The organism is Flavobacterium sp. KBS0721 (genome assembly GCF_002007065.3).
GTDB lineage: Bacteria > Bacteroidota > Bacteroidia > Flavobacteriales > Flavobacteriaceae > Flavobacterium > Flavobacterium piscis.
The window spans coordinates 1125566-1147190 of the sequence record NZ_CP042170.1; the positions used below are offsets into that span (position 1 = coordinate 1125566).

Below are 21625 nucleotides of genomic sequence, written 5' to 3' on the forward strand. Positions count from 1 at the left end.
ATTATATCAAAAACCTAATGAAAAGAATATTTTATCTGGCATTTTTCGCGTGTCATTTTTTGTGCGCGCAAGAAAAATCAAAAGTACTTTATCGTAATGAAATTGTTTATTTATCGAATAAAAGCAAATTAGAAATCGAATCTTTTATCGAAGAACAAAGAGAAATTGCGAAAAGTAAAAACGTAAATGAATACTCTATAAACATTCCGTACGATAATTTTAGTGAAATTTCGAATATAAAAGGTGTTGCAATAAATGCGAAAACCAATAAAAAAAGTAAACTTTCGCAGTACGATATTAGTACAAATGAGTTGAAACAAAGGGATATTTTTTATAGCGATAATAAATACAAACACTTTGATTTTAATAATGTTGAAGATAAATCGAAAGTTGAATTCTCGTATAAAGTAAAGCAAAACGAACCAAGATTATTATCTTTTTTTGCTTTTCAGCATGAATTGCAGACCGTTGCTTCACAATTTCAGATAAAATCAGATCCATCTATCGAAATTGGTTATAAACTTTTTGGCGATCATCAGGATAAAATTGTTTTCGAAAAAACGAAAGAAGGAAACCTGGATGTTTATACCTGGAAAGTGGCAGATATGCCCGCTTTTGAAGAGGAAAACAGAGCACCAAATTTTACTTATTTCCTGCCTCATATTGTGTATTACATCAAAAGTTATACTAAAGATAACAAGAAAGAAGCGCTTTTTCCGGATGTTGAGCATTTATACAAATGGTATTATTCGTTGGTAAAAGATATCAACAAATTAGACCAAACAGCTCTTAAAACTAAAATCGCAGAATTAATAAAAGACCAAACAAATCCTAAAGAAAAAGCAAAAGCAATTTACAATTGGGTTCAGGAAAACATTCATTATGTAGCTTTTGAGTACGAAATGGGAGGTTTTATTCCGCGTGATGCGGCATCTGTTTTTGATAAAAAATACGGGGATTGTAAAGACATTTCGAACTTATTAAATGAAATGTTTAAAACTGCGGGATTAGAGTCAAACCTAGTCTGGATTGGTACAAGAGATAAACCGTATAGTTTTACAGATGTTCCAACGCCTTTGGTAAGCAATCACATGATTGCGTCTGTAAAAATCGATAAACAGCGCTATTTTGTTGACGGAACTGATTCTTTTTGTCCGTTTACATTTCCGTCTGCCATGATTCAGGGCAAAGAAGGACTTATAGGAATATCTGAAACTGAATTTGTTATTGAAAAAGTTCCTGTTGTAGACAAAAAAGAAAATCATCTAAAAGTGGATATGAAGTTGAAAATTAATGATGATGGAGTTCAGGGCGCAGCAAAATTATTGCTTTCCGGTTATGAAAAAAGTGACTTTTTAAATGTTTTAGCTTCTAATAAACAAAAGCAGGACGAAATCTTAAAAAGTGGTCTGACCCGATACAATCAAAAACTCGAAATAGAAAGCACCGAAGTTAAAAAGAATGAGTATGACAACAAAGATGCGGAACTTTTGTACAATTTTAAACTGGAATCCTGGACGAAGAAAATTGGGGACAAGATAATTGTAAAGCCTATTTTGTTAGCTCCTTTTAAAGAATATATCATTGATACTAAAGAACGAAAACTTTCTATTGAAAACGACAATGTGTTTACAAATGACTTTACTTATGTTTATGAAATCCCCGAAAATTATCAGCTTGATTTTATTCCGGAGAATAGTAAGAAAGAAAATGAGGTTTTAAGTTATGATATATCGTATAAAAAAGATAAAAAAAGCCTGATCGTATCTCAAAAAATTGCACTTAAAAAATTAGTTATCGAAACCAAAGATTTCGACAGCTGGAATGCATTAGTAACCGAATTAAACAGCCAATACAACCAATCTATCATCTTAATAAAAAAATAATGAAAAAAACATTACTAATCCTACTATTTACTTTTTTTATAAAAGCAAACGCACAAGAAATTAAAAGTTATTCCTGGGATGCAGTTCCGTCATTTCAGGCCATTCCTGAAGAATATAAAAAAGAACCCGCTGTAATTTTATTTGATAAAAGATGGGTTCATACCAGAATTAATCCCAATTTGTATGGTTTTGCAAAATTTAAAATGGAACATTTTGCAGTAAAAATAAATGAGTCTTCAGAAATAAGCAAATACAATAAAGTTACTGCAGACGATAATACCACAATTCGTGATACAAAAGATTTTCACGCCAGAGTTATTAAACCTAACGGAGATATAAGAGTTTTATCTGAAAGCCAGATTGTAAATTCGGATCTAAAAAACGTAAAATCGATTGTTTTTGAAGGAGTTGAAAAAGGCGATATTCTGGAGTATTATTTTATTGTAAAAGAAAATCCAACATCAAACGGAATCGAAATTTATCAAAAAGATGCGCCGGTATTGCATGCTGAGTTCACACTTACAGAATCCGGATCGGCTATGTCGAGAGTATATACTTCGGGTGAATTTCATTATAATAAAGTAAAAGGCAAGACTTTTTTTACTGCAGATAATATCCAGCCGCTTGTAAACGAAAAAAGTTCAAAGAAATTTAGAAATCTGGTTAAGGTATTGTATTTAATTACCGGATCTCCTGCCGAAATGAGTAATAAAAAATGGGAAACGTATTTTAAAAATTACATTAGAAACAAACCTTATGCTTTTTCGAATGGAGATGTTAAAAAGCTTGTTCAGAAATTGGATATAAAAGATAAATCTAACGATGAAAAATTAACCATTCTGGACGAATACATCAGAACTCATTTTGAACCTTATGCCGAAGGAGAAACAATTAATACTAAAATTAAGATAACCGAAGGAAATTCGAAATTAGCCAGTAGAGATTTTATTTTTCTGTACAAATATGCTTTTGATATTCTTAAAATTCCATACGAAATCATTGCGACCGAAGATCGTTTTATAGGAGACCTTGACGACGAGATTGTAACGTTTTATGAATTTACCGATATTAATTTTTATTTTAGAGATTTAAATAAATTTATCTCACCAAATGTGGTTTATCTTGCTTACGGAAAACCAAGTTACGAATACCAGGATACAAAGGCAAAAGGATATAATGTACAAAAGAAACAGGAAAGTTATGTGTATCCGCTGGTAGTTTCATCAGATTTTACTAAAATAGCAACAGAGTCAGTTGTAACTTTAAATCCCGATTTATCAAAAGTAACCATAGATAAAAAAATGTCAAGTACCGGTTATACAGGTCAAATGCTGCGTTATTCGTATAATGATTTGTCTAATAATGAAGAAAAAAAGGAGCTTACAGATTTTGTAAAAGATGTGTTACTTGATGATATTGATGTAAAGGTTTTAGAACAAAAAGCCGAAAATTTAGAATTTAAAAATAATTATACAAATACGCCGTTTATTATTAATTCAAAACAGGAATCGGTAGAATCATTTACTGAAAAAGCAGGAAATCTGCTTTTGGTGAATCTCGGAAAGATGATTGGAAAACAGGCGAATCTTTATCAGGAAAATACCAGAAAAACAGATATTGATTTAAAATACACAAAAGAATATCATCATAGTATTGTCTTTAACATCCCGAAAGGATATCAGGTAGATCATTACAATGATTTAGTGATAGACAAAGAAATGAAATTTGATGAAAGTAAAAACTGTTCGTTTAAATCGACTGTAAAAGTAGATGGAAATCAGGTTATCATCACAATTGATGAAAAGTACAAAGCAATAAATTATCCAAAAGAGATTTATCAGGAATATAGAAAAGTATATAATGCATCTGCAGATTTTAGTAAAGCAAGTATTGTATTAAAGCCAATTAAGAAGAAATAGAAATTGGGATGAGAAGAGTCCGATATTATCGGACGGTTGAAATAAAATATTAATTTTGATATTTTAAAACAATAAAATTAAAAAACCATTGCGAACTTTGCGAAACACTTTGCAATCTTTGCGGTTAAAATAAATAAGAATGACTAATATTCAATTCATTACCAAGACTGTTCAAACAGCAGCAATTAACATTCAAAACACGGTAAAATTATTAGAAGAAGATTGTACGATTCCGTTTATTTCGCGTTACCGAAAAGATACAACCGGAAATCTTGATGAAGTGCAGATCGAGCAAATTGCAAAACTTCAAAAAGATTATGAAGCAATTGTAAAACGTAAAGAAGCGGTTTTAAAATCGATCGAAGAACAAAAAGCGCTTACGCCAGATTTGAAACAAAAAATTGAACAAAGTTTTGACTTACAAGAAATTGAAGATTTTTACCTTCCGTACAAAAAGAAGAAAAAAACAAAGGCAGATGTTGCGCGCGAATTTGGTCTTGAACCATTGGCAAAAATAATCATGTCTGAGAATGATGTTGATATTGATTTTATTTCGACGCAATATCTGAATGAAAATGTGATTAATGAAGAAGCTGCGATGCAAGGCGCCAGAGATATTGTAGCCGAATGGATCAACGAGAATATTTATGTTCGTAAGCAATTGCGAAGATTATTTAATAGAAAAGCAACAATTGGAACCAAAGTCGTAAAAAAGAAAGCTGAAGAAGAAGGAGCGCAAAAATTCAGTCAGTATTTTGATTGGGAAGAACCGTTGACAAAAGCACCTTCACACCGATTATTGGCCATGCTTCGTGCAGAAAACGAAGGTTTTGTCAAGATGAAAGTAGATGTTGATATCGACGAAGCTTATGATATTATTGATGAAATTGTCATTAAAAAACAAAATAGTACAACAGCTCATTTGCAATTGGCGATAGAAGATAGTTACAAACGATTGTTGAATCCGGCAATTGGAAACGAAACTTTGCAAGAAGCAAAAGCCAAGGCCGATGCAAACTCAATTCAGGTTTTTGCCAACAATTTAGGACAACTTTTATTGGCGCCGCCTTTGGGCGAAAAACGTATTCTGGCAATCGATCCAGGATTTAGAAGCGGTTGTAAAGTAGTTTGTCTGGATGAAAAAGGTGATTTATTGTATAACGAAACGATTTATCCGCATGCGCCTCAAAATGAAGAAGCAATGGCAATCAAGAAAATCCGTTCGATGGTAAACGCCTATCAAATTGATGCGATTTCTATCGGTAACGGAACAGCTTCGAGAGAAACGGAATTTTTCATCAAAAAAATCGCATTCGACAAACCGCTGCAGGTTTTTATCGTTTCTGAGGCTGGAGCTTCGGTATATTCTGCGTCAAAAATTGCGCGAGAAGAATTCCCAAATTATGACGTTACGGTTCGTGGATCGGTTTCTATTGGCAGACGACTTTCAGATCCTTTGGCCGAATTGGTAAAAATCGACCCGAAAGCCATTGGCGTAGGCCAATACCAACACGACGTTGACCAAACCAAGCTAAAAGAAGAATTAGATAATACTGTAATTCGTTGCGTGAACTCGGTTGGAATCAATATCAACACGGCAAGTAAACATTTACTAAGTTATGTGAGTGGAATAGGAGAGAAGCTTGCTGAAAACATTGTACAATATCGTTCAGAAAATGGTCCTTTTGAAGACAGAAAACAATTGAAAAAAGTGCCTCGCTTAGGCGAGAAAGCGTATCAGCAAGGTGCGGCTTTTATTAGAATTTCGAATGCTAAAAATCCGCTGGATAATTCGGCCGTGCATCCGGAAGCTTATCCGGTTGTCGAGAAAATGGCAAAAGATTTGAAACTTTCTGTAAACGACTTAATTGCAAACAAAGAGAAAACAGCCCTAATTAAGGCCGAAAACTATATTACACCTGAAATTGGTTTACTTACACTAAAAGATATCATAAAAGAGCTTGAAAAGCCCGGATTAGATCCAAGAAAGTCGGCTAAGGTTTTTGAGTTTGATGCCAATGTAAAATCAATCAAAGATTTGAAAACCGGAATGATCTTACCAGGAATTGTGAATAACATCACCAATTTTGGTTGTTTTGTTGACATCGGAATCAAAGAAAGCGGATTGGTTCATATTTCTCAATTGAAAGCCGGTTTTGTAAGCGATGTAAACGAAGTGGTTAAGCTTCACCAACACGTTGATGTAAAGGTTACTGAAGTTGATGAGGATAGAAAACGTATTCAGTTAACGATGGTACTTTAATAAATTACAAAAAATAAATTCCAAATTCCAAAACTGGAGTAATAAATAAAAAACTCCCAAATTGCAATTGTAATTTGGGAGTTTCTATTTTTAAGCTTATTTCAAAATCACTTTTTTAGTAATACTTTTAAAATCATCATTGGATATTTTTATTAAATAAATTCCGGACGATTGATTAGCCAAATTAATCTCGGTATTTTCAGAACTTGTTTTTTGTTGATGAATAACAATCCCGGAAGGAGAAATTACTGAAATAGTCGATTGCTGAGGCGCATTCACAGTAAATCGATCAGGACTTGGATTTGGGAAAAGCGTAACAGTAGATTTCTCGATATCAAAATCACCAATAGATAAATTGGCAGTTGGAGGGAGATAAAAATTACCCGTTAGTAAAAAGGAGTATAATGTTTTTAGAGTATGATTAAAGTAGCTGTTAGGCTCGTTTAAGTTATTTAAGTCATTATAAGAAGCATCTAAATGTGCCTGATTTTCGCCCGCCATTGCTGCGCAGGCAAAAGCCCCAACAAAAGTAGCGTTGTGCCATTGTCCTATTAAAGTTCCGTTTTGGTTATACCCATCTTTTATATTTGTAGATCCGCCAAGATTTACGCGCACAAAATCCGATGATTTTTTAGCATACAGTTTAGCATCGGGATTTCCAAACCATAAATAATCAACTGCTATTCTCCATGGCGTTCTTGCAGCATCATAAGTATAGGTTTTTCCTGCGTTATTATATCCTCCGGCTTGAGAAGAATACGCTCCGGATTCTGAACACCAGTCCGAAACTAATCCGCCAACAGCATTATTTACATTTAAGTTATTGTTGATAATTGTATACGATTTTGCAGCAACAGCATTCCAGAAAGAAATATCATTAGTAAAAGTTCCAAAAACCCTGTAATAAGCAGGAGAAAAATAAGAAGGATTGGTAATTTGGCTTCCGCCGAATTGATCTCCGGGTTTTAAAACAAAAGTATTGGCTTCGATTTCATGAGCTTTAACGGCTACAATCAATGTTTTAGCATCATTTTTATAATTTATAGCGCCGGTACTTGCCCATTGATAATCGGCAACAATAAGAGCAAAAGCAGCGTCAAGTTCGGCATCTGTTGCACCATTGGCACCATTAATTCCGGAACAGCCGTTGATTTTCCAGTTCATCACGCCATTAGCATTTACATTGTCTTTATAGTATAACCAAAGACCATCAAATAAGGTTTTATCGCCTGAATAAGCTGCAAGCAACATTCCGTAACCAATTCCTTCGGATACAGTTTCAGAAGGATTATCAAATTTTATTCTAAAACGGTTATTAGAACAGGGCGTAACAAAATTGTCTTTCCAGATTTTATAATTGTTTTGGGCGTCGAGACTATTTCTTGTCGATGCCATAAGACCAGTTGTAAATACAAAATTTGCTGGAAAGGGCTGCTTTTGTGCATTACTTTTAAAGCACAACAAAGCAACAGTAATCAGAAGTAGGTTTTTCATAATTATTGTTATTTGATTTAGGGACTATAAAAGTAAGTTTTTTTATATAAAACAAAAACCCCAAACTACAATTGTAATTTGGGGTTTATAATAAGGGGTTAAATTCTTATTTAATTTCTTCTTCTTCTTTTTTAACAGAAGGTGCAGGTGGAGTTTGATCGTCTTTAGCAGCGTTCTTAAATTCCTTAATTCCGCTTCCTAAACCTTTCATTAATTCCGGAATTTTTTTACCTCCAAAAAGTAATATAACGATACCTACTATTACGAGGATTTCTGTAAGACCTAATCTTCCCATGGTTTGTATATTTAATGCCTAAGCAAATTGTTTTCTAATTGAACCGCAAATGTATATAGAATATACGAAGAACAACAAGATTTGGATTAAAATATTTGTTTCTGATAGCGTTAAATATTTTATAAATTACTGAAATAACGGTATTCGATAGTTTCTGTCAGGCATCAACAACGCGATTAATTATTATATTTGCTCGTATAAATAACCATAATGACTAAGAAAAAATTCAATTTCAGAAAAAATTTATTCATCAAAAACCGATTGGTAATTTTGAATGAAGATACTTTCGAAGAAATTTTTTCATTCAAACTAAACTTAATGAATGTTTTTGTAACGTTCATGTTAGGAGGAATATTTTTAATTTTAATTACTACTTTTATCATTGCTTTTACGCCTTTACGCGAATTAATTCCCGGATATTCTTCGACTGAATTAAAAAAGAATGCGACTGAACTGGCGATCAAATCAGATTCGTTAGAAACCGCTTTAAAGAAAAATGAAGCCTATATAAAAGGAATTCAGAAAGTTTTGAAAGGCGAATTAGAATATGCAAAATTCAATAAAGATTCGATTTTAGCAGATGCTGATGAACCTTCACAAGTAAATATGAAAGCTTCTGAAGAAGAAATTAAACTAAGAGATGAGGTTGCAAAGATGGAGAAGGAGTCGGGCGAAAAAACCCGAAGTAAAAACAAAAGTGACAAGAAATAATACCATAACAAATGTCGATTAAGTCAGTAGCGGCAAAACTATTTGCCAGCAAAATATATTATAAAACACAGGCTTGGGCCAATAAACCGGTCGAAACTCAACAAGCGGTATTTAAGAGTTTAATACATAGTGCCAAAGAAACCCAGTTTGGTACAGATCATCATTTTGATAAAATAAAAACGGTTCATGATTTCAGGAAACGTGTCCCGATTCGTGATTACGAAGATTTAAAGCCCTATATCGACAAAGTTCGAATGGGAGAAAAAAATATTCTCTGGAAAGGGAAACCACTTTATTTTGCTAAAACCTCCGGCACAACCTCCGGCGCAAAATATATTCCGCTGACCAAAGAATCAATGCCGTATCATATTGAAGCTTCAAGAAATGCAATTCTACATTATATATACGAAACCGGCAATGCAGATTTTGTTGATGGAAAAATGATCTTCTTGCAGGGAAGCCCTATTTTGATTGAAAAATACGGAATCAAATTTGGAAGATTATCCGGAATAGGAGCGCATTTTGTGCCTAAATATCTTCAAAAAAACAGAATGCCTTCTTGGGAAACCAACTGTATCGAAGATTGGGATACTAAAGTTAATGCCATTGTAGAGGAAACTATCGATCAGAATATGACCATAATTTCAGGAATTCCGTCCTGGGTTCAAATGTATTTTGAACGTTTGCAGGAAAAAAGCGGAGGAAAGAAAATTGGTGATTTGTTTAAAAACTTCAATCTGTTTATTTACGGAGGAGTCAATTACGAACCTTATCGTGCCAAATTCGAAAAAATGATTGGCCGAAAAGTAGACAGCATTGAGTTGTTTCCGGCTTCAGAAGGTTTCTTTGCGTATCAGGATTCTCAAAAATCAAAAGGAATGCTGTTATTGCTGAATTCAGGAATTTTTTACGAGTTTATAAAAGCAGATGAATTCTTTACAGAAAATCCAAAAAGCTACACTATTGGTGAAGTAGAAATGGGTGTGAATTATGCCTTGATTGTTTCTACCAATGCAGGACTTTGGCGTTATAATATTGGCGATACGGTTCAGTTTACTTCGTTATTTCCGCACAGAGTTATCGTTTCCGGCCGAATCAAGCATTATATTTCTGCTTTTGGAGAACACGTTATTGCAAAGGAAGTCGAAAGTGCCATGAAAGAAGCCACAGCAGGAACCAAAATTGTAATTAACGAATTTACTGTTGCACCGCAAATAAATCCGTCAAGCGGATTACCGTATCACGAATGGTTGGTAGAATTTGAAAATGAACCTGAAAATATTGAAGTTTTCGCCGAAGCAATTGATGATTCGATGCGAAAACAAAACATTTATTACGACGATTTAATTACAGGAAATGTATTGCGAAAAGTAGTTGTAACCAAAGTTTCTAAAAACGGATTTCAGGAATACATGAAATCGCAGGGAAAATTAGGCGGACAGAATAAAATTCCGAGATTATCGAATAACCGTGATATTGCCGATAATTTGAAGTAGAAAAATTTTATGAAATATAAATATCATTTAAGACCAGGATATAAATCTCAAAAATTATTGATTGAAATTTTTAGTGGTGCTGAAAATGAAGATTTTTTCACAGACTTTTTTGATTCAATAATAGAAATAAATCCAAAAGTAGATACAATCAATGATCTTTGGATAAATGATGAATATCTATTATATATTAATTCAGACATTGGTTCATTTTCTATTTCAAAAGACATTTGGGGCTTCGCATTTATAATGTCAGAAGAGAACCAGGAATGCCTGAACAAAATAAATTTAATATTATTAAAAAATCAAAATTATCAGAAAGTAGAAGTTAATTTTGATAATTATAAATAAAAAACAGTTTGAATTTAGTTTTAAGATAATAAAGCTTTAATACAGTTTTGATTTTTAATTCCTAATTTCGTTTAATAAAAGATATTACATCTTCTCAAAACAGAAGATTTTTTAAAATAAAACAGCATGAAAGAAAACAAAAATATATCAAGATCAAGAGCGCAGGAATCATCTGCAGCAATCGAAAAAATGTACATTACAATGCGTCACCTATTTAACCGTGGTTTTTATAAACCAATGGGAGTTTCGGGTGATAGTTTACGTGAATCATTATTGGCATTACGTCCGGAAATTTACGGAAACATAGGCGAAGAAAAAGTAGAACTAAACGGACTATTGTACGTTATAGAGCGTTTACCAATAGGAATCGAACAATGCCGATTCATCAATTTAACTTCAGACGAAGGATATTCTAAATCGCATTTTCAAGCCATTGTTCCTCCAAAAAGACGACGTAATTGTTACAGAATCGACGAGGAACAAATGAATGTCGAAATCACTCGCGGACGATCAGATATTTATGATATCCTGACACATTTGACTTTTATTTTTATCGAATCGCATAAAATAAAAAACAGGGTTTTATTAGACGATGGTGGCGAAGTTTCGCGCGATTGGTTAAAATTAGAACAAGCCGTTTTACAAACCAAAAAGCTTTCTCAAATCGAAAAAGAAAAAGCAATTTCGCATGTTGCAAACATTTTAGCCAGAACTTTTGAGGAGGTTTTGGATATTTATGATGCTTTTGGTTCAGAAAATGCTCCTGATCGTTTCCTGCACGTTATTTATTGGTTAGGAAAATTAGCCATCGAAGAAGTTATCGAGAACAATAAGCGTACTATAACTTTTAGTCCTGTATTGAGAGAGCGTTTAGGACACCATATTCACGGTGAAATCTGGGCAACCAACATCAAGGAAGTGCTTAAGGCAAACAACCTGTTAAAGCGTCCAATTCACGTAATAAGTGCTAATATGCATAGCGTGATGAATTCTATTTTTGCAACACCGTTGTTGAAAACGAAATTCAAGGACAAGTCAGATTTTTATATCTATGAAGAATTAAGCAAATCAGGTGCAAAAGAAACCAGAAGCATTGTCGAGGAATTAGCCTTAAAAAATGGTATGATTTCACTACCTGATAGTTCAGGAACGAATATCGATGTTCAGATTTTTGATACTGCCAAAATTGACTGGGCAAAAACAGCATTTCCAAAAACTGTTGTTGATGAAGCGGCTCCTGTTATTATTGTAATGGATTATGCCTTTGGTGAGCAGGCTTACGAAACGATCGATGAACTTTTAAAACCATACAAAAAAGAAACTTTACTAAATGTAAGATCAGTTTCGATAATGGGTAAAGCCGGAATTCTGGAAGGCGGAAAAGGCGATATCATGATCCCGACAGCGCATATAAATGAAGGAACAGCTGATAATTATTTCTTCGAAAATGAATTAACTGGCGCAATGTTCGAAGGAAATGACATTGCTGTTTTTGAAGGTGCCATGGTTACTGTTTTAGGGACATCATTACAAAACAGAGATTTATTGAAATTCTTTCACGAATCGACCTGGGGTGTCATTGGTCTTGAAATGGAAGGATCATATTATCAAAAAGCCATTCAGTCGGCATCGAAAATCAGGAAAAGTGTTCCGCACGATATCAAAGTTCGTTATGCTTATTATGCCTCAGATAACCCTCTTGAAACCGGAAGTACATTAGCTTCAGGCGGATTAGGAACCACAGGTGTAAAGCCAACGTATTTGATTACTATTAAAATTTTGGAACAAATTTTCAACGTAAAATAAAAAATAAATGAGTACAAAAGTACCCCAAAACAATGAAGATCAAGAAATTGATTTAGGTGTGATTTCAAAAAAAATAAATAATTTTTTTCGGGGAATTGGCACTTCTATTTTTAGAATAATTCAGTTTTTTATTCGAAACTGGATCATTGTTTTGATTTTAGTTCTGGCCGGATTTGTTTTGGGGTGGTTTTTAGATAGTACTCAAAAGAGTTATGAACATAAAATTATAGTATCGGCAAATTTTGGGAGCACAGACTATTTGTCTACCAAAATTGAGTTGATAAATTCTAAAATCAATGAAGGGGATACCATTTTTTTGAAAGAAGTTGTGGGCATTCAACAGCCCAAAAATCTCAAAAAGATAGAGGTAAAACCAATTGCTGATGTATACAACTTTATAAGAAACAGACCTGAAAATTTTGAGTTAATCAAATTGATGGCTGAAGATGGTGATATAAAAAAGATTCTTGATGAAAATATGACCAGTAAAAATTATACAAATCAGGAAATTTTAATATCAACAGAACATAAAATAATTGAGGAAAAGTTTATTCAGCCACTTTTAAAATATTTTAATACCTCAGATTACTATTCTAAAGTTCAAAAAGAAACCTACAACAATGTAACCACGAAAATGAAACAAAACGACTCTATTATCAAGCAAATAGACGGTGTTTTAAGTAATTTTTCGAATACAACAAAAGGTAGTGTAAAAAATGACAAACTAGTTTATTATAATGAAAACACTCAGTTAAATGATATTATTAAAACGAAAGATGCACTATTGAACGAGCAGTCATTTCATAGACTTGAATTAATTAGTTATGATAAAACGATAAAAGATAACAGTATTTCTACCAATATTGAGAATCAAAAACTAATATATTTAAAGTTCAAATTTTTATTACCATTAGTTTTTCTCGCATTATTTATTTTCTGGACATTATTTCTGGGATTTTATAAACAACAAGAATTAAAAAATAATCAAAATTAAAACTATTTTTTACTGAAATTTATTTTATAAATGAAAACAAAATTACTTACCCTTATAGCATTTGCATTTTTAGTATTTGGTGCTTGCCAAAATTCAAATAATAGAGATAATCAAACCACAAAAGATAATTATTCTATAGAAATTGAAGGTCTTTTTCAAAAAAACGACAAATTAGAAGTTTATTATTTAATTGAAGGAAAGGATTGGAATAATGATAATTCTATTACACAAGTAGTTTATGCATCTAATAAAATGCAAAAAATAACATTAGATTTGCCAAAAGGTATTGAACCTAAAAATTTTAGAGTAGATTTAGGCGTAAATCCAAGTCAGACTTATATTACTATAAAAAATATTTCGATCAAGTTTAAAGATAGAACCCTTGATGGAGGAAACGAAAATTTTATAGAATGGTTTACACCTAACGAATTTGTAATCTGGGATATGAATTATTACGGTTATAAATTAAGTGCAGTAAATGGTTCTTATGATCCATATTTAATGGGTAATGATTTACTTATGGATAAAATGGCAATTGAATTTAAATAAGCTGGTTTTTTTAAAATTTTTGTTTTTAAAATTTACGAAAAGAAGTCAGAATATTTAATTATGACGTAGACAATTATGAATTTGATTTATAAAAAACATAAAAATTTGATTGTTTCTTTTGTAAAAAACATTCAATTTAGAATTTTTGGTTTAGGAATATCTTTTCTGATTGTTTTATTGGTAAACCGGTTTTTTGGAGTGGGAACATTTGGAGAATATTCATTAGTAATGACGATTTCTCAGCTATGTACTTTGTTTGTAACTTTTGGTATACCCAATACACTTATAAAAATTATAGGTAATGGAAATTACAATTATCCGACAGCAAAAAAAATATTAATAAAAGGTTTAAAAATAACATTACTTTTCGCTTTAATCCCAATGGTTTTTTTTTATTTTGGAGGACATTTTTTGTCACATTCAATTTTTAAAAACGAGAACCTTTATAAGTATTTTTTAGTAATTGCCCTATCGATACCAATACTGGTTGCACACGAAATTTTTGTATATTTTTTTATTGCGACAAAAAACTTTTTCAAATTCAATCTTTTTATGTTTGTTATTCCAAATGTATTATTGATTGGTTTTTTAATTTTATTTCATTTTTTGGGTAAGGGACAGTATTTCACTTTTTTAGCTTTTTCATTGGCAATTTTTTTTACAGTTTTTTTCGAAATCATCACTGTTTTCGAATGGAAACCAAAAGAAAATGTTGAGGTGCAATCTACAAAAATGCTCTTAAAAATGGCTACACCATTATTCTTCAATGGTTTTTTATTATATTTATTAAATGGCACAAGCATTATTATACTTGGACTAATGGTAGATGAGAAACAACTTGGAATTTATAATATTGCTTTTAAGGTCGCTAATCTGGGTTTACTTATCATTGTGTCTGTAAGTACTATTACAACTCCAAAAATTGCACAATTGTTTGGTGAAAATAATTTTATCGATTTAAAGAAAACCATTCAGAATGCAACAAAATTAATTTCAATTTTAACAATTCCTTTAGTACTGATAGTGCTGATTTTTAATCGAACCATTTTATCTTTTTTCAGTCCGGAAGCGATTAATGGAGCAAATGTTTTAATAGTATTGATTATTGGAGTACTCGTTAATGCGATGGCAGGAAATGGAGATCAAATATTAAACATGACAGACAATCAAAGCATTTTAAGAAATATTACTTTGATTTGTTTTATTTCAAATATTGCAATAAGTATTGGTTTAACCTTATTTTACGGAATTCTTGGTGCCGCTTTTGCCAGTTTATTTACAAACTTACTACTCAATTTTTTATGTGTTTTCTACATAAAGAAAAAATTAGGTTTTTACACTTTATTTTAGATGAAACCAACGATTTCAATTATTATTGTCAACTATAACGGATTAAAATATCTGGGCAGTTGTATAAATTCTTTATTTACTCATTTAAGCAATTTGACTTATGAAATAATTGTAGTGGATAATGATTCTAAAGATGATAGTGTTTCGTTTATAAAAAAAAATTTCGCAGATGTTATCGTTATTGAAAGCAATAAAAATTTAGGTTTTGGAAAAGCAAATAATCTGGGTGTGTCTTATGCTAAAGGAGAAACAATACTTTTATTAAATAATGACACCATACTTTTAAATGACATAAAACCCGCGCTTGAAGTTTTATATTCAGAAAAAAATTATGGAATTGTTTCGATTAATATGTTGAATAGTGATAATAAATATATACCAGCAGTTGGAAGATTTCCATCTCCCTTTACATTACTTAAGATTTCTTTTTTAAATGATAAACGAAAAGAGTTTGAAGAAGGAGAGTTTAACTTAAAAGAAAATTATATTGTAGATTGGGTTACAGGAGCATTTATGCTGATCACAAAGAAAGATTATCTAGATTTGCATGGATTTGATTCGGGATTTTTTATGTATGTTGAGGATGTAGATTTTTGTAAAAGAATGAATAATGCCGGAAAAAAGTGTGTTTTTGTTCCGTCTCTTAATTATATTCATTTTGTTGGACATACTACATCCAGAAACAGACTCTTAATCAATGGATATAAAATGTACAGCAAGAAACATTTTTCAGGACTATCAAGATTTATCGCTTTATTAATGATTTCAGTTAATATGTTTATAAAACGAATTACAAATAATATTTAATGAAAATAAAGCAAATCATAATTCCCTTGTTTCTGATTGTGGTGTTTTCACAACTCTATTTATCTTCTTTTAGAATAAATATTGTAATCCAAATCGTTGTTTTATTTATACTGTTATTATTAAATGACTTTAAAATAAGTAGTAGAATTGTAAGTTTGCTTACACCTCTTTTTTTGATTTTCGTAATTGGTTTTTTTGGTTCTGTCTGGAGGAATTTTGAAATAATTTATTTTATAAAAGACATAACTCATTTTATAAAACCTATTATTGGATTATCCTTAGGATATCTTTTTTTTCAAAAGATAGATTTCAAATTTTTTATAAAAATTGTTGTTCTCACCGGCTTTTCTATGGCATGTTTTCATATTCTTTTAGTCTTATTTAATGGAAAATTAATGATTGAAAAAATTAATGAACTAAGAAATGCTTTTGGTAAAGATAATTTTCTTGAATTATTTAGTTTATTGTTTTTTTGTTTCTATAACAAGTTTCTAGATGAAAAACTTTTCAAAAATAAAATGTTTAATTCCCTAATTTTCTGCACACTTGCTTTATCCTGTTTTTTATATTTTTCAAGAACAATGGTAGTGGTGTGTATTTTAGGTTTTCTAACCATTTTTGGATATACAAAAATAAATTCTGGAAATTTAAAAATATTCCTGGGACTTATTACTGTTGTTGGTTTGTTGTATATTTATCTGTTTTCAATTAAAATCGATAGAAATGGTAAAGGTATAGAGGCTTTTTTGTATAAAGTAAAAATTGCACCTTCAGAGATGTTTAATACTAAAATTGACAGAGAGAATCATAAACAATTATGGGACCATTGGAGAGGTTATGAGGCTAAAAGAGCATTGGCTTTAATGGATAAAACTCCAATGAGTTACGTTGTAGGAACAGGATTTGGATCTTTGATTGATCTTAAATTTAAAGCACCACTGGATAAGGAAGGTATTCGATACATTTCAGAAACGCATAATGGATACATTTACATTTTTTATAAAACCGGTATTCTCGGTCTCTTTTTATTATTGTATTTTTTATTGAATTTCTATCGTTATATTTACCTAAATTATCAATTCGTACCTGTTTTTATAAGTATAATTGGTATAAGTTTTCTTTTTACAACACTAACAATTACTGGTATATATAACCCTAGAGATATAATTATTATAATCTTAGGAGGTTTACTTGTGTTTTCATCACAACAAAATATTTTATTAAAGGAATAATCGATGCAGGAAAGAATAAAAATATTTGTTGACTGTCATATATTTGACAAAAGTTTTGAAGGAACAAGAACTTATATTACAGGCTTATATAAGGAATTAATAAAAGACAATAGTAAAGAGTTTTTTTTTGCAGCCAAAAACACTACAATTCTTAAAGAAACTTTTGGAAATAATGAAAATGTAAAGTATCTAAAATTGAGATCTGACAATAAGTTTTATCGTTTATTAATTGATATACCAAAACTTATTAAAGAAAATAATATTGATTATGCTCATTTTCAATACATAGTTCCGCCAATAAGGTATTGCAAATATATCAATACAATCCATGATTTAATTTTTTTAGAATATCCACAATATTTTCCATGGCTTTATCGCGTAAAAAACAAATTCTTATTTAACAATAGCGCAAAACGGTCGGATATAATATTAACTGTCTCAGAGTATTCAAAGAAGCAAATTCAGGAAAGATTTAATATCGATGCTATCGCAATTACCCCCAATGCTGTAGACGTTGCTTTTTTTGAAAACTATAATAAAGAGGTAATAAAAATCAAGGTTAAAAAAAGGTACAATATAGATAACTATTTTATTTATGTTAGCAGATGGGAGCTACGAAAAAATCATCATTTTTTATTAGAAGTTTTTATCGATAACAATTACTACAAAGATTTTTTTCTAGTTTTAGCAGGAAAAAGAGACTTATCAAATAATAAATTTAATATGTTATATAATTCTCTATCAAATTCTATTCGGGAAAAGATAATTATTTTAAATGAAGTTAATTTTGATGAACTTCAATTGCTGATTAGAGGTGCAACTCTTTCTATTTATCCTTCCATTGCTGAAGGATTTGGAATTCCTCCTTTAGAAGCTGCTGCTGCTGGAATTCCTTCAATTTACGCCAATACAACTGCTATGAAAGATTTCCAATTTTTAAAAAACTGTCAATTCGATCCGTTTAATAAAGCAGATTTGCATCAAAAAATTGAATTAAAACTGACAGAAGAAGAGATAAACTGTTCAGAATTAATTAAAGAAAAGTATAATTGGAAAAAATCAGCTTTCTGCTTTCTTCAGGAATTAAATAAACACTAAATGAAGATAGCAATTCTTGGAACAAGAGGAATCCCTAATAATTATGGAGGATTTGAGCAATTTGCTGAAATTTTTGCTGTTTTCTTAGCTAAGAAAACTCATGATGTGTATGTGTACAATTCACATAATCACATTTTTCAGGAAGATACATTCAAAAGTGTCAATATTATTCACCAATACGACCCAGAATATAAAATTGGAACAGTAGGACAATTCATTTATGATCTGAATTGTATCTTGGATTCCAGAAAAAGAAATTTCGATATCATTCTGCAATTAGGCTACACAAGTAATTCTATATGGTCTTTTCTTTTACCTACAAAATCAATTATCATTACCAATATGGATGGATTGGAATGGAAAAGAAGTAAATATTCTAAAATAGTCCAAAAATTTTTAAAATTTGCTGAAAAAAAAGCAGTTAAAAGTAGTGATCATTTGATTGCAGATTCGCTTGGAATAAAACAATATTTACAAGACAAATATGATACACAGGCAGATTATATTGCTTATGGAGCTGAATCATTTTGTAAACAGAATGCTGATTTACTTTCAGAATATAATGTCGAAAAAAACAACTATAACCTTCTAATAGCGCGGTTTGAGCCCGAAAACAATATTGAAGTGATTTTGGATGGAATTGCTAGCAGCGACGACGACAAAGTAATTTTAATTGTAGGTAATAATGATAATAGTTTTGGAAATTATCTTAAAAAGAAGTTTTCTAAACATCAAAATATACGTTTTACAGGAGGAATTTATAATAAAGAGCATCTAGATAATCTGAGATATTTTTCTAATCTTTATTTTCATGGACATTCAGTAGGAGGAACTAATCCTTCTTTATTAGAAGCAATGGCAGCAAAAGCATTAATTGTAGCACATAACAACGAATTTAATAGTGCTGTTTTACAAGAAAATGCATTTTATTTTTCTAATGCATCAGATATTAAACATATTATAGAAACAATAAAAAGAAAGGATTATGAACACATTGTTCAAGATAATTTTGATATCATAATTAAAGAATTTAATTGGAATAAAATAAATGAATCGTACCTTAAATTATTCGAAAAAAGTCTTCAATAGATTTGATGAATTATGGAGGAATAAAACATTGTTGATTTATTTTTTAGCTGCAATGTTGATTACACTTCCAATGAAACATATCATTGGAAGTTTGACGTGCATCATTTTTTTAATAGTTTCTTTTATTAAAACTAAAAAAGTAAATTTTTCCCTTCCCATAGTTTTATTGCTTCCGATGCTATTATATGTTTTAATGATTATGTCTCTCATTTGGACAATAGAAAGCAAAGAAACAATAAAGGGATTGCAAAAAGAAATATTGCTTTTATTGATTCCGCTGGCTTTTTGTGGATTACCAAAAATAAATAAAAATCATATAGATAAGGTTTTTAAATGGTACAGTTTTGCAATGGCTGGTTTCGCAATTTTCTACTTTTTAAATGCAATTGTAAAATTTACAGATTCCAGAAACAAAGATGTATTTTTTTATCATGAGTTAGTTACTTTAGAATTAAATGCGATTTATGTGTCTGTTTTTGCTTCTTTGGCCATGTTTTTTTTTCTTGCTAAAAAAGAAAAATCAAATATTGATAGAGCCGGATTTTTGATTCTTGTTGTTTTCATATTCTTATTATCATCTAAGAATATTATCATAGTAGATTTATTGATGGTAATAATTTACTATTTCTTTTTTTCGGCTGTTTCTGTAAAAGGAAAAAGGGTAATCCTTGCTACAGTTGTTTTTGCATCTCTAAGCGTAATAACCTTTATAAAGCCCGTCAGAGATAGGTTTATGATTGAATTTGAAACAATATTTGTTGATGGTTCTCTAAAAAAAACTACAGAAGAAAATCAAGCGCCAATTTATAATATTAGTTTAAAGCAGGCTTGGAGCCAGGATAAATTTCAGCAAAATGATTTTTTTCCAGGAGCAGCTTTTCGATTTTTTCAGATTAGAATTTTTAAGGAAATGCTTCAGCAAGAAAATATTTTTTTTACAGGATTTGGATTAGATGCTTCACAGAATAAAATAAAAGAGAAAGTAAAAGAGCATAATTTATATGCAGGCTACGGAGAGTTTAATTTTCATAACGAATATCTTCAAATATTTTCAGAATTAGGACTATTTGGTTTTTTAATAGTGGTAAGTATGTTATTTGTCACAATTAGAAAAGGAATTTTAAATAAAGATTTTATACATATTGCTTTTTCAGTAACTATGATAGTCTTATTTTTGACCGAATCTTTTTTGAGTAGACAAAGAGGAATAATCTTCTTTATAATTCTTTACTGCATATTTAATGTAGCAAATAATTCTAATGAACAGAAAATATTGAAATGAAAAGAATACTTATTACCGGAGCTGCAGGATTTTTAGGATCGCATTTGTGCGATCGTTTTATCAAAGAAGGTTATTATGTTATCGGGATGGATAATTTGATCACTGGAGATCTTAAAAACATAGAACATTTATTCAAACTAGAGCATTTTGAATTTTACCATCATGATATCACCAAGTTTGTTCATGTTCCTAGTGATTTAGATTATATTTTGCATTTTGCTTCGCCAGCAAGTCCGATAGATTATTTAAAAATTCCAATTCAGACCTTGAAAGTAGGATCTTTAGGAACGCATAATTTGTTAGGATTAGCGCGCGTAAAAAAAGCCAGAATTTTGATTGCTTCAACTTCTGAAGTTTACGGAGATCCATTGGTTCACCCACAAACCGAAGAATATTACGGAAACGTAAACACCATTGGGCCACGCGGCGTTTATGACGAGGCAAAACGTTTTCAGGAATCTATAACAATGGCGTATCATACTTTTCATGGAGTAGAAACCAGAATCGTGCGTATTTTTAATACTTACGGACCAAGAATGCGTTTAAACGACGGACGTGTAATTCCGGCATTTATTGGCCAGGCTTTACGCGGAGAAGATTTAACGATTTTTGGAGACGGAATGCAAACACGTTCTTTTTGTTACGTAGACGATCAGGTCGAAGGTATTTTCAGACTACTACACTCAGATTATGTATATCCCGTAAATATTGGAAATCCGGACGAAATCACCATTAAAGATTTTGCAGAAGAGATCATCAAACTAACAGGAACGAACCAAAAGGTAGTCTATCATCCATTACCAATAAATGATCCGTTACAACGCCAGCCGGACACTACAAAAGCAAAAGAGTTGTTGGGTTGGGAAGCAAAAGTGAGTCGTTCTGAAGGAATGAAAATTACATACGATTATTTCAGGTCACTTTCAAAAGAAGAACTTTCAAAAGAAGAACACAAAGATTTTTCGAGTTATATAAAATAAAAAAACGGGCAAATATTCAATTAGAT

General features: G+C 31.0%; 18 protein-coding genes. 16 read left to right on the plus strand and 2 right to left on the minus strand.

The annotated features are described in order from the left end of the window. The first annotated feature begins 17 nt into the window (after positions 1-17). The 3 genes from B0M43_RS05075 to B0M43_RS05085 all read left to right on the plus strand — a co-directional run bounded on the left by B0M43_RS05075 (position 18) and on the right by B0M43_RS05085 (position 6068). Entirely contained in the window at positions 18-1886 is a 1869-nt protein-coding gene (locus B0M43_RS05075) for a DUF3857 domain-containing protein (protein ID WP_078006620.1), read from the plus strand. Continuing rightward, positions 1886-3805, plus strand: a complete 1920-nt coding sequence (locus B0M43_RS05080; protein WP_078006619.1) for a DUF3857 domain-containing protein — start codon at positions 1886-1888, stop codon at positions 3803-3805. The genes B0M43_RS05075 and B0M43_RS05080 overlap by 1 nt, the downstream gene beginning before the upstream one ends. Before the next feature lie 139 nt (positions 3806-3944). Next, the gene (locus B0M43_RS05085) at positions 3945-6068 is read left to right on the plus strand and encodes a Tex family protein (RefSeq protein ID WP_078006618.1); all 2124 of its coding nucleotides are present in this window, start codon (positions 3945-3947) and stop codon (positions 6066-6068) included. Between the two features lie 96 nt (positions 6069-6164). Here the strand turns inward: B0M43_RS05085 and B0M43_RS05090 are convergent, their stop codons facing one another. Beyond that, positions 6165-7562, minus strand: a complete 1398-nt coding sequence (locus tag B0M43_RS05090; RefSeq protein ID WP_078006617.1) for a glycosyl hydrolase family 8 — start codon at positions 7560-7562, stop codon at positions 6165-6167. 106 nt (positions 7563-7668) lie between these two features. Continuing rightward, positions 7669-7857: a twin-arginine translocase TatA/TatE family subunit gene (locus tag B0M43_RS05095; protein WP_055096778.1), complete on the minus strand. Its 189-nt coding sequence runs from the start codon at positions 7855-7857 to the stop codon at positions 7669-7671. Positions 7858-8067: 210 nt separating this feature from the next. Here B0M43_RS05095 and B0M43_RS05100 point away from each other — a divergent pair, with 210 nt between their 5' ends. The 13 genes from B0M43_RS05100 (at position 8068) to B0M43_RS05160 (ending at position 21599) form a co-directional block, all read left to right on the plus strand. After that, positions 8068-8568: a peptidase gene (locus tag B0M43_RS05100; protein WP_065451787.1), complete on the plus strand. Its 501-nt coding sequence runs from the start codon at positions 8068-8070 to the stop codon at positions 8566-8568. An 11-nt stretch (positions 8569-8579) separates the two neighbouring features. Then, the gene (locus B0M43_RS05105; protein WP_078006616.1) at positions 8580-10064 is read left to right on the plus strand and encodes a GH3 auxin-responsive promoter family protein; all 1485 of its coding nucleotides are present in this window, start codon (positions 8580-8582) and stop codon (positions 10062-10064) included. Positions 10065-10073: 9 nt separating this feature from the next. Then, positions 10074-10412 carry a hypothetical protein gene (locus tag B0M43_RS05110; protein ID WP_078006615.1) on the plus strand — a complete coding sequence of 113 codons (339 nt, stop codon included), beginning with the start codon at positions 10074-10076 and terminating at the stop codon, positions 10410-10412. A 126-nt stretch (positions 10413-10538) separates the two neighbouring features. Continuing rightward, positions 10539-12218: a hypothetical protein gene (locus B0M43_RS05115; RefSeq protein WP_078006614.1), complete on the plus strand. Its 1680-nt coding sequence runs from the start codon at positions 10539-10541 to the stop codon at positions 12216-12218. Between the two features lie 7 nt (positions 12219-12225). Beyond that, on the plus strand, positions 12226-13212 hold the full coding sequence (locus tag B0M43_RS05120) for a hypothetical protein (RefSeq protein WP_078006613.1): 987 nt from the start codon (positions 12226-12228) through the stop codon (positions 13210-13212). A gap of 30 nt (positions 13213-13242) precedes the next feature. Next, complete coding sequence (locus B0M43_RS05125) at positions 13243-13761, plus strand: hypothetical protein (RefSeq protein WP_078006612.1); 519 nt, start codon at positions 13243-13245, stop codon at positions 13759-13761. A 105-nt stretch (positions 13762-13866) separates the two neighbouring features. Next, on the plus strand, positions 13867-15111 hold the full coding sequence (locus B0M43_RS05130; protein WP_168199928.1) for an oligosaccharide flippase family protein: 1245 nt from the start codon (positions 13867-13869) through the stop codon (positions 15109-15111). Continuing rightward, positions 15112-15918 (plus strand): glycosyltransferase family 2 protein, encoded by an 807-nt coding sequence (locus tag B0M43_RS05135; protein ID WP_078006610.1) that lies wholly within the window; start codon positions 15112-15114, stop codon positions 15916-15918. After that, the gene (locus B0M43_RS05140; RefSeq protein ID WP_078006609.1) at positions 15918-17150 is read left to right on the plus strand and encodes an O-antigen ligase family protein; all 1233 of its coding nucleotides are present in this window, start codon (positions 15918-15920) and stop codon (positions 17148-17150) included. Before B0M43_RS05135 ends, B0M43_RS05140 begins: the two co-directional genes overlap by 1 nt. Before the next feature lie 3 nt (positions 17151-17153). After that, a complete protein-coding gene (locus B0M43_RS05145) occupies positions 17154-18248 on the plus strand; it encodes a glycosyltransferase family 1 protein (protein WP_078006608.1) in 1095 nt (364 codons plus the stop codon). Then, positions 18249-19337 (plus strand): DUF1972 domain-containing protein, encoded by a 1089-nt coding sequence (locus B0M43_RS05150; protein WP_078006607.1) that lies wholly within the window; start codon positions 18249-18251, stop codon positions 19335-19337. 70 nt (positions 19338-19407) lie between these two features. After that, positions 19408-20619: an O-antigen ligase gene (locus B0M43_RS05155; RefSeq protein WP_210418047.1), complete on the plus strand. Its 1212-nt coding sequence runs from the start codon at positions 19408-19410 to the stop codon at positions 20617-20619. Continuing rightward, positions 20616-21599, plus strand: a complete 984-nt coding sequence (locus tag B0M43_RS05160) for a UDP-glucuronic acid decarboxylase family protein (RefSeq protein WP_078006605.1) — start codon at positions 20616-20618, stop codon at positions 21597-21599. Before B0M43_RS05155 ends, B0M43_RS05160 begins: the two co-directional genes overlap by 4 nt. The last annotated feature ends 26 nt before the right edge of the window (positions 21600-21625 follow it).